At 55.2% G+C, this 13,698-nt stretch carries 14 protein-coding genes; 13 read left to right on the top strand and 1 reads right to left on the bottom strand.

All coding sequences use genetic code 11. The features are described from left to right. Positions 1-179 precede the first annotated feature (179 nt). The 11 genes from SK3146_RS04000 to SK3146_RS03950 all read left to right on the top strand — a co-directional run bounded on the left by SK3146_RS04000 (position 180) and on the right by SK3146_RS03950 (position 10,092). Positions 180-2,426, top strand: a complete 2,247-nt coding sequence (locus SK3146_RS04000; RefSeq protein WP_249866164.1) for a DEAD/DEAH box helicase — start codon at positions 180-182, stop codon at positions 2,424-2,426. A gap of 19 nt (positions 2,427-2,445) precedes the next feature. Further along, on the top strand, positions 2,446-3,912 hold the full coding sequence (locus SK3146_RS03995; RefSeq protein WP_249863865.1) for a ribonuclease H-like domain-containing protein: 1,467 nt from the start codon (positions 2,446-2,448) through the stop codon (positions 3,910-3,912). A 164-nt stretch (positions 3,913-4,076) separates the two neighbouring features. Continuing rightward, positions 4,077-4,886 carry an Fpg/Nei family DNA glycosylase gene (locus SK3146_RS03990; protein WP_249863864.1) on the top strand — a complete coding sequence of 270 codons (810 nt, stop codon included), beginning with the start codon at positions 4,077-4,079 and terminating at the stop codon, positions 4,884-4,886. A gap of 11 nt (positions 4,887-4,897) precedes the next feature. Further along, a complete protein-coding gene (locus tag SK3146_RS03985) occupies positions 4,898-5,749 on the top strand; it encodes a deoxyribonuclease IV (protein ID WP_249863863.1) in 852 nt (283 codons plus the stop codon). Between the two features lie 173 nt (positions 5,750-5,922). Beyond that, positions 5,923-6,258: a cyclic-phosphate processing receiver domain-containing protein gene (locus SK3146_RS03980; RefSeq protein ID WP_249866163.1), complete on the top strand. Its 336-nt coding sequence runs from the start codon at positions 5,923-5,925 to the stop codon at positions 6,256-6,258. A 90-nt stretch (positions 6,259-6,348) separates the two neighbouring features. After that, positions 6,349-7,119, top strand: coding sequence for an ABC transporter ATP-binding protein (locus SK3146_RS03975; RefSeq protein WP_249863862.1), 771 nt, complete (start codon positions 6,349-6,351; stop codon positions 7,117-7,119). Continuing rightward, a complete protein-coding gene (locus tag SK3146_RS03970) occupies positions 7,119-8,156 on the top strand; it encodes a 23S rRNA (cytidine(2498)-2'-O)-methyltransferase RlmM (protein WP_249863861.1) in 1,038 nt (345 codons plus the stop codon). The genes SK3146_RS03975 and SK3146_RS03970 overlap by 1 nt, the downstream gene beginning before the upstream one ends. A gap of 52 nt (positions 8,157-8,208) precedes the next feature. Beyond that, positions 8,209-8,877: a class I SAM-dependent methyltransferase gene (locus tag SK3146_RS03965; RefSeq protein WP_249863860.1), complete on the top strand. Its 669-nt coding sequence runs from the start codon at positions 8,209-8,211 to the stop codon at positions 8,875-8,877. Further along, the gene (locus SK3146_RS03960) at positions 8,874-9,032 is read left to right on the top strand and encodes a hypothetical protein (RefSeq protein ID WP_249863859.1); all 159 of its coding nucleotides are present in this window, start codon (positions 8,874-8,876) and stop codon (positions 9,030-9,032) included. Before SK3146_RS03965 ends, SK3146_RS03960 begins: the two co-directional genes overlap by 4 nt. Positions 9,033-9,072: 40 nt before the next feature. Further along, positions 9,073-9,813, top strand: coding sequence for an MBL fold metallo-hydrolase (locus SK3146_RS03955; protein ID WP_249863858.1), 741 nt, complete (start codon positions 9,073-9,075; stop codon positions 9,811-9,813). 18 nt (positions 9,814-9,831) lie between these two features. Further along, on the top strand, positions 9,832-10,092 hold the full coding sequence (locus SK3146_RS03950; RefSeq protein ID WP_249863857.1) for a hypothetical protein: 261 nt from the start codon (positions 9,832-9,834) through the stop codon (positions 10,090-10,092). Between the two features lie 439 nt (positions 10,093-10,531). Here the strand turns inward: SK3146_RS03950 and SK3146_RS03945 are convergent, their stop codons facing one another. Further along, positions 10,532-10,960 (bottom strand): hypothetical protein, encoded by a 429-nt coding sequence (locus tag SK3146_RS03945; RefSeq protein WP_249863856.1) that lies wholly within the window; start codon positions 10,958-10,960, stop codon positions 10,532-10,534. A gap of 381 nt (positions 10,961-11,341) precedes the next feature. On the opposite strand from SK3146_RS03945, the gene SK3146_RS03940 reads away from it, so the two are divergent. After that, entirely contained in the window at positions 11,342-12,472 is a 1,131-nt protein-coding gene (locus tag SK3146_RS03940; RefSeq protein WP_249863855.1) for a P-loop NTPase family protein, read from the top strand. Next, positions 12,459-13,685 carry a TadA family conjugal transfer-associated ATPase gene (locus tag SK3146_RS03935; protein ID WP_249863854.1) on the top strand — a complete coding sequence of 409 codons (1,227 nt, stop codon included), beginning with the start codon at positions 12,459-12,461 and terminating at the stop codon, positions 13,683-13,685. Before SK3146_RS03940 ends, SK3146_RS03935 begins: the two co-directional genes overlap by 14 nt. Positions 13,686-13,698 lie beyond the last annotated feature (13 nt).

Raw genomic sequence — 13,698 nt, 5'->3', positions numbered from 1 at the left:
TGCGACAAAAAAACAGGGCGAAACCCGGATGCTGTCGAGCAAAGACGGGGAGAGCATTTCCCGTTAAAGCCGCTTTTGCAAGGCCGAATCCGGCAAAACCATTGAAGAGCGAACATGTATTCGATATAATGAATATATATTGGGGGAACGATCGTTCTGCGGGTGGAGGATAAAAAATGATTCGAAAACAATCGCTTTCCGATTTGATCCGGGAATTAAGAGGCGATGAAAATATAGTGAATTGGCATGAAGTCGAACCGCAAGAAGCGAGAACAAGGCCATTGCCGGAAAGCGTAGACCGGAGGATTCAAGCCGCCTTGGCGAAGAGAGGAATAGAGCGGCTGTACACGCATCAGCATACCGCGTACGAAACCGTGCGCCGGGGCGAGAATATCGTAGCCGTCACCCCGACCGCTTCGGGAAAAACGTTATGCTACAACCTTCCCGTTCTGCAGGCGATCGCCGAGGACGACGGCAGCCGCGCGCTGTACTTGTTTCCGACGAAGGCGCTGGCGCAGGACCAGAAGAGCGAGCTGAACGAGATCATCGCCGAGATGGGCATCGACATCAAGAGCTTTACTTACGACGGCGATACGTCCCCGGCGGTCCGCCAGCTTGTGCGCAGCGTCGGGCATATCGTCATTACGAACCCGGATATGCTGCATTCGGCGATTCTGCCTCATCATACGAAGTGGGTCAGTTTATTTAGCAATCTTAAATATATTGTCATTGACGAATTGCATACCTATAGAGGAGTGTTCGGCAGCCATGTGGCGAACGTCGTGCGCAGATTGCGGCGGATTTGCCGATTTTACGGGAGCAGTCCGCGGTTTATATGCACTTCCGCTACAATAGCGAACCCGAAGGAGCTGGCGGAGCAGCTGACCGGCAGTCCGATGCGGCTCATCGACGATAACGGAGCCCCCCGGGGACGGAAGCATTTTGTTTTTTACAACCCGCCGGTCGTCAATAAGCCGTTAAATATCCGGAAGAGCTCGACGGTTGAAGTCAACCGGCTGGCCCGGACATTTTTGGCCAACAAAGTGCAGACGATCGTCTTTGCCCGGAGCCGGGTGAGGGTGGAGATTATTTTGAGCCACTTGCAGGAGCTGGTCAAAAACGAGCTTGGAGCCAAGTCCGTAAGGGGCTACCGGGGCGGTTATTTGCCCAAGCAGCGGCGAGAAATCGAAAGAGGGTTAAGAAACGGGGAGATTATGGGCGTCGTCAGCACGAACGCTTTGGAGCTCGGCGTAGACATCGGGCAGCTGCAGGTGTGTATTATGACGGGCTACCCCGGAAGCGTCGCCAGCACATGGCAGCAAGCGGGACGGGCCGGGAGGCGGCACGGGGAAGCTCTCGTTGTGATGGTCGCCGGCAATACGCCGATCGATCAGTATATCGTGCAAAATCCGGAATACTTTTTTGACCGTTCCCCGGAATCGGCCAGAATCAACCCGGAAAATTTGATTATTCTGGTCGATCATCTGCGCTGTGCGGCGTACGAGCTTCCCTTCAAGCGAGGGGAAGAGTTCGGCCCGCTGGAGATAGAGGATATTTTGGAGTTTCTGGTGGAAGAGCGGGTGCTGCATCATGCGGGCGATGCGTTCTATTGGGCGAGCCAGTCGTTTCCGGCCAGCGAAGTCAGCCTGCGTTCGGCGGCCCAGGAGAATGTGGTCATTATCGATCAGTCGGACGTGGCGAACGTCAGGATTATCGGAGAAATGGACCGGTTCAGCGCGATGACGCTGCTCCACGACGAGGCGATTTATTTGCATGAGGGCACGCAGTACCAAGTGGAGAAGCTGGACTGGGAGCATAAGAAGGCCTACGTGCGGGAAGTCGACGTGGAGTATTACACCGATGCGAATTTGGCCGTCAAGCTCAAAGTGCTGGAGACGGACCGGACGGAGAGCAGGCGGACGACCGCGATCCATTACGGCGACGTCGTGGTGAATGCGATGCCGACCATTTTCAAAAAAATCCGTTTGACAACAATGGAAAATATTGGGTATGGGCAAATCCATCTTCCCGAAGAAGAGCTGCATACGAGCGCGACTTGGATCGAGCTGAAGGAGGTTGATCCGTCGCTCGGAACGAAGACGCTGGAGCAGCTTCTGCTCGGCATATCCAACGTGCTGAGACATATCGTTCCCATTCACGTGATGTGCGACCGGAGCGATATTCACGTCGTTTCGCAAATAAGGGCTGAGCATACGCAGCTTCCTACGATCTTCATCTACGATCATTATCCGGGCGGAATCGGGCTTGCCGAAGATGTCTACAAGCGGTTTGACGAAATTAAGGCGGCGGCGAGAAGTCTGATTCGCAAATGCCCATGCGAAGACGGCTGCCCTTCCTGCATCGGCACGGAAATCGAAGGGATGAGCGCGAAGCGGCAAAGCGTGGAGTTGTTAGGATTCCTATAAACGAAGGGAGGCGATCCGATTGAGCAGTTTGCGCGAGAAGCTGCTGCGTCATAAGAAGCCGGGCGGCACAGGCGCAGCCTCGGCCGAGCCGGAAGGCGCCGCCGCAGCGGCTGCCGTCGTATCGGAGGCGAAGCCGGCGGCGGACGGGAGCGAATGGGCCGAGATAGGAGCGCATCTGGAGCATAACGAACGGGGATCTTTCGTGCTCAGGCGCGTCGCGTACGAAGGTTCTTATTCCCATGGCCGCTACCGGTTAAATGAGCTGCAAGGGCAGTCGGACTATCTGATGTCCATTTTGCTGCCGGGGGATGTCGAGGCGGTTCAAAGCGGGCTTTCCTATGAACAACTGCTGTACCTCGATACGGAAACGACGGGGCTCGGCATCGGCGCGGGCAACGTGCCGTTCATGATCGGGATCGGGTTCTACGAAGGGCAGCGGCTTGTCGTAGAGCAAATGTTCATTCGCAATCCCGGCGAGGAGCTTGCGATGCTGCATCATCTGGAAGGACGGCTGAAGCGGCATCCGTACCTTGTTTCCTATAACGGCAAAACGTTCGATTGGCCGCTGATCAAAAACCGCTACATTCTGAACCGGATGCCTTCGGAGCCGGATATCGCCGGCCATCTCGACTTCCTGTATCCGTCCCGGAGCCTGTGGAGGCATACGCTGCCTTCCTGCCGGCTCGGCAAGGTCGAGGAGGAACGGCTGCACGTAACGAGGGAAGAGGACGTTCCGGGATCGCTCGCCCCTACGTTATATTTTCAATATTTGGCGGAGAAGGACGTATCCGTCGTCAAAGGAATATTCGTACATAACGAGCTCGATCTGCTGTCGCTGGCGGGGCTGTCGATCCATTTCTCCCGCGTTCTGCAGGGTAAATACGCTCTGGCGGAGATGGAGCTGGAGGAGCAGTACAGACTCGGATTATGGTTTGACAAGCTGGGCCTTGAAACGGACGCCGAGCCGATCTTCGAACGTCTGCGGACGCTGCTGCTGCAGCCGGAACCGGATGAAGAGACCGCAGAGTATTTGCTGCCGCTGGCGCAAGTGTACAAACAGCGGCATCGGTATGAGGAGGCCGTGCGGCTATGGTCCGCTTATGTCGAGCGCAAGGGACAGCGCGGCACGGCTTCGACGGAGCCGTATATCGAGCTGTCGATGCACTACGAGCATCGCGAGAAGCGGCTTGCGCTCGCTCTGGAATTCGCCGAGCAGGCGCTCGGCAAAACGCGGCTGCGCCAATCGCTCCTGCGGCCCCGCGGGCAGGAGGCGGCGGCCTCCAGGGGCAAGAAGGCGCTGACGGACGAGCAGCGCAAGCAGCAGGCGGTCCTCGCCGGTATGGAGAAGCGGATCGAACGGCTCAGGCGGAAGCTGGAGCGGGAAGAGCAGGCGGGGCGCAGCAAGCGCAGCGTGCCGGGAGCTTCTGCAGGCCGGAAGCGCGCCGCGCGCGAGGAGTCCGGCTATTGGATGGACAGCCTGATCTAGCGGCAAGGAAAGGCATAAATTCGCTCCGATATGGAAATATAAGGAGATAAAGGCGGCGGAGGATGACGGTTTTCGCTGCAATAATTTCACTTATAGAAGAGTGGTAAAAAAGAGGCCGCAGGCCGCACCTCATATCGCCACGCTTTATAGAAGGAGTGCATGGTATGCCGGAACTTCCGGAAATGGAGAATTACAAGAGGCTGCTGCAGGAAAGACTGGCAGGCCGCGTCATTACGGGCGTCCAAGTGGAGCGGGAGAAGTCGATCAACGTGCCGCCGGCTCTGTTCGAGCGCAGTCTGATCGGCACGTCCGTCCAAAGGATGGAGCGGAGAGCGAAGCATCTATTGTTTCATTTGAGCAGCTCGCAGGTGCTTGTGCTGCATTTAATGCTCGGGGGCATTTTGTTCCTCGGTACGGCGGAGGAGAAGCCGGAGCGGACGGTTCAAGTGACGCTGAGCTTCGAAGCGCTCCGCCTTTATTTTATCGGCCTGCGCTTAGGCTATTTGCATTTGTACGGCGAGCGAGAGGCGGAAGCGTTCCTGAGCAAGCTGGGCCCCGAGCCGATGGAGCCGGAGTTTACGGCCGGACGCTTCGCCGGGCTGCTGCGGCAGCATAAGGGGGCGCTCAAATCTGTTCTGGTGGATCAGAGCGTCATGTCCGGCATCGGCAATTGCTATTCCGATGAAATTTGCTTTGAAGCGGGACTGCTGCCGTCCAGGCGGTGCCAGCAGCTGTCGGAGGAAGAATTGGAGCGGCTGTTCCACGCGATGCGCCATGTCTTATCGGAAGCGACGCGTTATGGAGGATACATGGATATGCCGCTGTTTCCGGGCGACCGGCTGACGGGCGGCTATGACAGCAGGTGCAAGGTGTACGACCGCGAGGGAGAGCCTTGCGTACGGTGCGGCCGTTTGCTGGAGCGCAGCGACGTGTCTTCCAAAAAATCGTTTTGCTGCTTGAACTGTCAACGCTAGGAGGGATGAGCATGTATATCGGGTGCCATCTCAGCATACGCCGCGGTTATCTGGAAGCGGCCAGAACGGCATATAAGATGCGAGCCTCCGCTTATCAGTATTTTCCCAAAAATCCGCGCAGCCTGACTATCAAGCAGTGGAGCGGCAAGGATGCCGCAGCTTGCGCCGCGTTTTGCCGGGAGCACGGCATCGTTTCGATCGCTCATTCGCCTTATTTGACTAATTTGGCGTCGGAGGACGAAGGGCTGCGCAGAGCTTGCGTACTGTCGCTGCGCAACGATCTGGAGATTGCCGAAGCATGCGGTTCGCTGGGCGTCGTCGTCCATTTCGGCAAATATAAGGGGACGGACCCGTTACAAGGGTACAAAAATATTATACAATGTCTTCATGAGGTTCTTGCGGACTGGCAGGGGGCGGCCAAGCTGCTCATAGAGAATCAGGCGGGAGAAGGCTCTTTGATGGGAACGACGATAGAAGAGCTTGTGCAGATTCGCACGCTGTCCGACCGCCGGGAGCATATCGGTTTTTGCTTTGATACATGCCATGCCTACGCCAGCGGCTTGTGGCCGGCGGAGCCGGGAGGGTGGGAGAAGCTGCAGGCCGCAGCCGAACGGCTGGGCTACTTCGACCATTTGACGGCCGTTCATCTGAACGACTCCAGGTATGCAGGAGGGCTGCTGAAGGATCGCCATGCGATGATCGGCAAAGGGGAAATAGGCGAGAAGCGCTTCCGTGAAAGCTTGCGTTTTCTCCGCGGCCTGAAGGTGCCCGTTATTCTCGAAACGCCGGTGCCGTACGGGGGCAGCCACGCTCCCGAAATCGAGTATGTGCGCGCGTTGGCGGAAATAGACGCCAAGCCTTGACGCCGCCGCTTAACGGCCGGCATTCGCTCCTTCGAGAGCATATTGGCCGTTTCGGCAGACGGCGGAGCCGCAGGAGGCAGGGATCATTGCCGGAAAGCTGCGCCGGGGGCGCTTCTGACTTATTGCGTTCCTCCAGAATCAACCTATTTTTTCATGGCAGGAGCGTGGTTACCATCATTCATGTTTTTTTGGACGATATGAGGGCATGTCCCAAGGGCTTCGTTTCGGCTCGCACCGCGGAAGAATGCAAGCTGCTGCTGGAAGACGGCGAGGTCGACGTGCTGTCTCTCGATTTTGACCTGGGGTGGGATCAGCCGACGGGAATGGACGTCGTTCTGTTCATGATCGCCAAGCAGTGCTACCCGCGGGAAATCTATCTGCACAGCTCCAGTATTAGCGGGCGAAGATCGATGTACGAACTGTTATACCAAAGCGTCCCGGAAGGGGTTAAGCTCTCCCGCGGCCCCGTGCCTTACGAGAGGCTGCATTACATAGCCGACCGTTCCTGAAGCGCGGCAGGCGCCGTCGGCCCGCAAGGGGAACGGCAGTAACCGATGGTTAGCCCCATTAATTAAATTAGAATAGGTTGTGATGGTTTCATGCAGGTCTTATCTTTGGAAAATATTCATTTTATCCGCGAGGAGCGGTCTATATTATCGGATGTTGAGCTTCGGGTGAACGACGGCGAGCATTGGGTCATTCTCGGAAAAAACGGCTCCGGGAAAACGACGATATTGGAATTTATTAACGGCTACCAGTTTCCGAGCCGCGGCAAAGTTCAGGTGCTGGGCCATACGTACGGAGAATGCGATGTCCGGGAAGTGCGCAAGCAAATCGGCTATATTAGCCAGTCGCTGTACGAAAAGCTGAACCCGGGCGATCCGGTGTGGGAGGTTATCGCTACCGGGGAATACGGATTTTTGCGGTTTTATCAAGAAATTCCGGCGGAGGTGCGGCAGAAGGCGCTGGAAATGCTGGGGGTCGTTAAGCTCGCGCATCTGGCTAACCAGCCGCTCGGCACGCTCTCTCAAGGAGAGCGCAAGAAGGTCATGCTGGCGAGGGCGTTAATGACAAGTCCGCGCATTCTGATTATGGACGAGCCTTGCTCCGGACTCGACCTGTTCGAGCGGGAGAGGCTGCTGGAAAACATCAACGATCTGGGCAAGCAAAATATTACGGTCGTGTATGTGACGCACCATATTGAAGAAATTATGCCGATGTTCTCGCATGTGGCTCTGATCGATCAAGGCCGGATCATAGCCTCGGGCAAGAAGGAAGATGTGCTGAACGAAGAGAATTTGCTCAAGGCGTTTCAAGTGCCCGTCAGCCTGGAATGGTTCCAGGGACGTCCTTGGATTAAGGTGCTGTAATGACGGAAGAGACGGTTTACAGCACCTTCATAGGAACGGCGAATCACGGCTTCGGGCAGCATGCGCAGGAGGAAATCCGCCGTTTATTCGAAGCCGGAACCCGGTTCAGCCACCTGGTTCCTTCCGAAATATTTCTGTTTATGGTTCCGGCGGGCAGGCAGGAGGCGACGCAGCGACTTCTTGACCGGGAGCCGATGTTTCTGCGCCATATGCAGCCGGTGGATGCGGAGCTGGAATGGGACGGCACGGTGGAGGCTCTCGGCGGCTTCGCCGCGCAGAAGCGGGAGCTTGAGCTGCAGGCCGGAACGAAATTTGCCGTTCAAGTCCGCAAGACGGAGCAGGTCGGCTCCGGCATCGCGGCCGGGGCTTGCAAGCAGGCGATCGACGAAGCGCTTGCCGGACGATACGAGGCTATTCCGGTTGTGAAGGATGCCGATGTCATCCTATCCGTATTTCTCACTGAGGATACCGCCTATGTCGGAGTCTCGAAGCCGGAACAGAACTTAAGCGACTGGTCCGGCGGGGCCATCCGCTTCCGTAAGGAAGAAGGACAAGTGTCCCGGGCCAAGTTCAAGCTGCTGGAGGCGGAGCGGACTTTCGGGCTGGATTATTCCCAGTACCGGTCCGCACTCGATATCGGCGCCGCCCCGGGCGGCTGGACCTCGCTTTTGCTGGAGCGCGGGGTGAAGGTGACGGCGGTCGATCCGGCCAAGCTGGACGCTTCGCTGCTGCGGCATCCGCAGCTGACCTTTTTGCAAAAAAACGCCGCAGAAGTCCGGTTCAAGGAGCAATCGTTCGATCTGCTCGTATGCGATATGAGCTGGAGCCCGCGGCAGATGGGCAAATTGATCAAAGGCCTGCTTTATTCGCTTCAAAGCGGCGGTACCGCCATTATCACGCTTAAGCTGATGCATAAGAAGCCTTTTCAAACGGTGCGGGAGCTTACGGGAGACTTGGCGCCGGAGCTGGCCTTGCAGAAGGCGAAGCAGCTGTTTCATAACCGGGAGGAGCTTACTTTATTTTTTATTAAGTCCTAAGTGCTTAAAGAAGCTTTGTATTCCCGGGATAGGGCGGACGGGGAGGATGCGTATGCAGGAAGAGCGGCAATACTGGAACGGAATGTTTGCGGAGCCGGATAACGGCAAGCCGCAGTATGACGATTGGCTGGTTAAACACGAAGAACTGCTGCGGCAATCGCAGGATGCGCCGATCATCGACCTCGGCTGCGGGGCCGGCGGAGACAGCTTGTATTTGACGGAGCGCGGCTACCGGGTGATCGCTTGCGACTGGTCGGAGGAGGCTCTTCTGAAGCTGCGGCGGCATGTGCCGCTTGCGGAGACGAGACGGGTCAACCTGGCGGAGCGGCTGCCGTTCCAGCCGGGAAGCGCGAGAGTGATTGTGGCGGATTTAAGCCTGCATTACTTTTCATGGTCAAAGACAACGGAAATTGTCAGTCAGCTGAAGCGGATTCTTATGCCTCGCGGGGCGCTGCTGTGCAGAGTCAATTCGGTGAAGGATACCGAATTTGGGGCGGGGCAGGGAGAAGAGATCGAACCGAATTATTTTGAACGGGACGGCCTGCGCAAGCGGTTTTTCGACGCGGAGCAACTGGAGCGTTTATTTCATGGCTGGCAGCTTGAATATATGCGGGAAGACGTCATGCATCGGTATCATAAACCGAAAAAATTATGGGAAATCGCAGCATCCGTGTATGTAACCGAAGAGCGAGAGCCGAACCGGGAGGAGGCTGCCAGGTGAGAAGGGTGATTGTCCCGCTATGCCTGTTCCTTGTCATTGCGGTGATGGGGATGATGTTTTTGCAGCAGGATCGCTTGGAACGGGCGCGTTCCATCCCCCCGGGCTCCATCCCCTTTCTTAAGGATGACAAGCCGGGAACGGATGTTTTGCTGTAGAAAACAGGCGTGGCCGATAATGAAACGGGAGGGATAAGCGATGCAATTGACCGTGCTTGGACATTGGGGAGCTTACCCGGAGGCCGGTGAGGCTACATCGGGTTATTTGCTGGAGCATAGAGGCCGGCGGATTTTGCTTGACTGCGGCAGCGGGGTGCTCTCCGTACTTCAGAACGAGCTGGCGTTACACGAGCTTGACGCTGTCTTCATCAGCCATCAGCATTATGATCATATTGCCGATTTGGGATGTTTGCAGTACGCTTGCTTGATCGATACCGATCTGGGAAAACGGACGGAACCGCTGCCGATCTATGTCGCCGAGCCTTCCGAAGGGGCGGGAACGCCCGCCTGCCGGACCATGAAAGGGTCTGTAATTTTGCCTGTCGGCGCTGGCGATAGTTTAGAGCTATACGGGCTAAAATTCGAGTTTTTCCGGACGTTTCATGAGGTTTATTGTTTAGGATGTAAAATAACGGACGGCCAAGCTGCGTTAGTCTATACGGCCGATACCTATTATGACGAATCCCTGATCGGATTTTGCGAAGGGGCCAATGTGCTTGTAGCGGAAACCTCGTTTTATGCGGATTTTCAAAACGCCCGCAACTATGGCCATATGAATTCCGCCGAGGTCGGATACTTGGCCAGTCAGGCGAAGGCAGAGACCGTAGTTTTAACTCATCTGCCGCATTTTGGAGATCGGACGGAGCTTATAAAAGAAGTGAAGCGGCATTACGGCGGAGAAGTCATTCTCGCCGCCAAAGGCTTGAAGCTGCCGCTATAACGGAAAGGAGGCCGGCTTATGGACGCAGTGTACCGGGCCCAGGCCGATCATCTTCGCGAAGCGCTCAAACGGCTGTCGGCCGATGCAGAAGGACCGACCGAACGGCTATTGATGCAATGCATTGAAGCCTACGAGAGGGAGACGGCATTGTTGGCGCAAATAGAGACGCTGAGGTCGGAAAACAGCCGTTTGAAGGAGCAAGTCAGGAAGCTTCGCGGAGCCGCGACGAATAAAGAAAGCAGTATGTCCAGCAGGCTGAGAGACGCTTTACGGGAGTAGTCGAAGGGGGCGATGTGATGGTCGTCAATGGGACAATACTTAGCGTGGCCGTTATCGTTATCATTCTCGCTGTCGCGGGATGTTTCGCGGTGCTAAAAAGGCGCCGCACGCGGAATCGTAATATTGTGCGTATGGCTCAGTTCAAGAAGCGGAATGAAGCGAAGCAAAAATGCTCGTATTGTAAAAAGAAAACGGATCGGATCACATTCTACGCGGGCGTGCACGGATCGGTCGTCGGAGTGTGTCGGGAATGCAAGCCGAAAGCGGAGAGGCAGGATTTAATGCCGATTTGATTGACGGCAAGCAGTTAACCGGACCGGAAAGCCCTTGCGAACAGGACAAATAAAAAAGCGCAACCGCGAAGGTTGCTTATTATGACTGTTTTAGAAGCATTGGATTTTGCTTTTTGCAAGCAAATAGATGTCTTATGGAAAGCTCGTTATTGGAGTTGGTTAGACTGGCCAGACTGGCCGGACTGATCGGAAGAGCCTGATTGCTGCTGCCTGGACACGAGATCCATGGACCAATCGATCATTCCATTCATAATGTTTAATACAAGATTGATGGCATCTTCATCGCTTAAAGGCTGGTTTTTGGAATTGTTCGAAATATAATCCTGCATCTTGGTTTCCAATTGGCTCGTTAAATCCTTGAGCTTGGAGAAATCTTTGGCAATGCCCGCAATCGAATTGGACCCTCCTTGCTGCTGTTGCTGCTGGGATGAATCTTCGCCGCCGGATTGCTGCCCGCCTTGGTCGTCGGATTGATTTTGAAGCAAGCTTTTTATATGCTGCAGCTCATCCGTCAACGATTGCTGCTGCTCTGTAATTTGCTCGATTTGCCCCTTTAACTCGCGATTGCTGATCATGTGCTTTGCTCCTTCATATCATGTATATGAGGATAGTATGTCCATGCGTAAAATAAATAACCAGATAAGACCATATATCGACAGGAATTGATATTATAGTTGAAAAATCCCAGGAATGTGGTATAATCTTCTCAAATATGTGATTCGTAAGCGGAAGCACCGCTGACCAAGAATTCGTTCTTGTTCAGTCGGTGCTTTTTTTGCGTGTACGAATGCAGGAGGGGATAGAAGATTACGAATCGGGTGAAGATTGCCGTTGTACTCGCGGTCATTTCAACCGTGCTGATTACAAGCGGAGTTTTACAGTTAAAGGGTGTCATGTAACGGAAATCCGCTGGCAAGAGAGAAGATGAAATTTAAAGGAGGAGGGGCTGTAAACCTATGAGCAAAATGAAATTGGTACTGCTGGATGACGACGCATATTTCATTGAGATGGTGACGGCTTACGTCAGAACCTCCGAGTATTCCGCCGCATTTACGGTTTCGGCGTTTACGACGAGAGAGCATGGCTTCGCTTATATCGAGCAGGCTTCTGAGGCGTTTATTTTGCTGGCGCATGAACGCTTCATGCCGCTGCCGGAGAGGGTATTCGAAAAAAGGCACGGCTGCTTGATGATCGTGACCGATTTGCCCGCTGCCGCCGATATCGTCGAATATCCGGTTCTATGCAAGTATCAGCCGCTGAATCGGCTTCTGTCCCATGTCGTTTCGCACTATAACGAATTTACGGCGTCGCGGCTGCTGAAAGGCAATCGTTCTGCGCAAGTCATTTCCGTCTATTCCGCGGCAGGCGGCAGCGGCAAGACGATGACGGCGATGCATCTTGCCAGGGAGCTTTCGTTAACCGGACGGAAAGTATTTTACCTGAATATGGAGGAGCTGCCGACGGTAGCTTGGATAGAGCGGGAGGAAGAGCCCGATAAAAGCGGCTTTTCCCGGATGCTGTATTACGGAAAAAACGATCCGAAGCTGCAGGCCGCCAAGGTAGACCAGTATAAACGAAAGCATGGGACGATGGGATTCGATTACTTTCCGGGGAATCATGAACCGCTTGAGCTTGCGGAAATGTCCAGCAAGGATGTCGAGGCGCTTGTCCAATCCGTTCTGGCCTCGGGCGCCTATGATTTCGTATTGCTCGACTTGGATACATCGCTTCATCCCCGAGTTGTAGCTTCGCTTCAGTTAAGTCATCAGGTACTGTGGCTGACGTTGGATGAATACGTTCATTGGAACAAAATGAAAGGGCGTCTGCAGCAGCTGTACAGCATGCCGTGGGGGCCGGACTGGATGCATAAGGTAAGCTTGGTCGTCAACAAGTTCAGCGGGACGCTAAGCAACGAAAGCTCGGGGCTGCCGGTGGCCGTTAGCGGTTATTTGCCTTATATACCGGAGTGGAAGTCTTACGGCCGAGCGGACGCTATATTGGTGCGAGGCGCTTTTAGCGAGAGTCTGGCAGCCCTTCCTATGTTCCGCTCTATGGTATCGGAGGAGACGGGGCATGCTGTGGTCTGAGGAAACGGTAGCCGTTCTAAAGCAGGTCGTCAAGGAAAAGCTGGATTTGTCCGTATCGGTGACCGATCAACAACTGCTGGAGCTGATCGAGCAGGAAGTGTTCGCCTATCCGTTCGAAACCTATTCGACAGCGGGTCAAAAGCATCAACTCATTATGCGGCTGTTTCATTCGTTCAGAGGGTTGGATATTTTACAGCCTCTGGTCGATAATCCGGCCGTAACGGAAATTATGATCAACCGATACGATCAGATTTTCATCGAGCGGGAAGGTCGGGTCAGTCTGGCCGACGTCAAGTTCGAAAGCAAAGAAAAGCTTGAGGATGTTATCCAGGCGATCGTTGCCAAGGTGAACCGGGCTGTAAATGAAGCGAATCCGATAGTAGACGCCCGTCTGCTTGACGGTTCCCGCGTGAATGTCGTGCTGCCGCCGGTCGCGCTGGACGGCGCGGTCATGACGATCAGGAAATTCCCCGAGTCGCCGCTGACGCTGCGCGATTTGATGGGTAAAGGAGCGCTGACGGAGGAGGCCGCTTCCTTTCTGATCAAGCTGGTTCAGGCGAAATACAACGTATTCATCGGCGGCGGCACGGGATCGGGCAAAACGACGTTTCTCAACGCCTTATCCCAGTACATCCCCGACGATGAGCGGATCATCACGATCGAAGATTCGGCGGAGCTGCAGATTCGCACGGTGCCTAATCTGGTTCGGCTCGAAACGCGCAATGCCAACACGGAAGGCAAAGGAGAAATATCGATTCGCGATCTCATACGCTCTTCCTTGCGAATGCGGCCGAACCGGATCATCGTGGGGGAAGTGCGGGGAGCTGAAGCTCTGGATATGCTGGCGGCTCTAAATACCGGACATGATGGCTCCTTGTCCACCGGGCACGCCAACTCGACGACCGACATGCTGAGCCGGCTGGAGACGATGGTGCTAAGCGGCGCCTCGCTTCCCGTCGATGTCGTCCGCAAGCAAATTTGCTCCGCTATCGATGTGATGATTCATCTGCAGCGGCTGAGGGACCGATCGCGCCGGGTTACCGAGATTAGCGAGGTGGCGGGCATCGAAGACGGAGAGGTGAAGCTGAACAGGCTGTACGAATTTGTGGAAACCGGAGAAGATGCGGGCGGCCGGGTTGTCGGCGAGCTGCGTCCGACCGGGAATACGCTGATTCATACGGAAAAGCTGGCGATGGCCGGAATTGCGCTTTAGCGGGCAAAGATTA

It is taken from the genome of Paenibacillus konkukensis, assembly GCF_023523925.1.
Taxonomy (GTDB): Bacteria; Bacillota; Bacilli; order Paenibacillales; family NBRC-103111; genus Paenibacillus_S; species Paenibacillus_S doosanensis.
The sequence above is the reverse complement of the archived record's forward strand: the minus strand, read 5'-3'. Positions and strand labels throughout refer to the sequence as shown.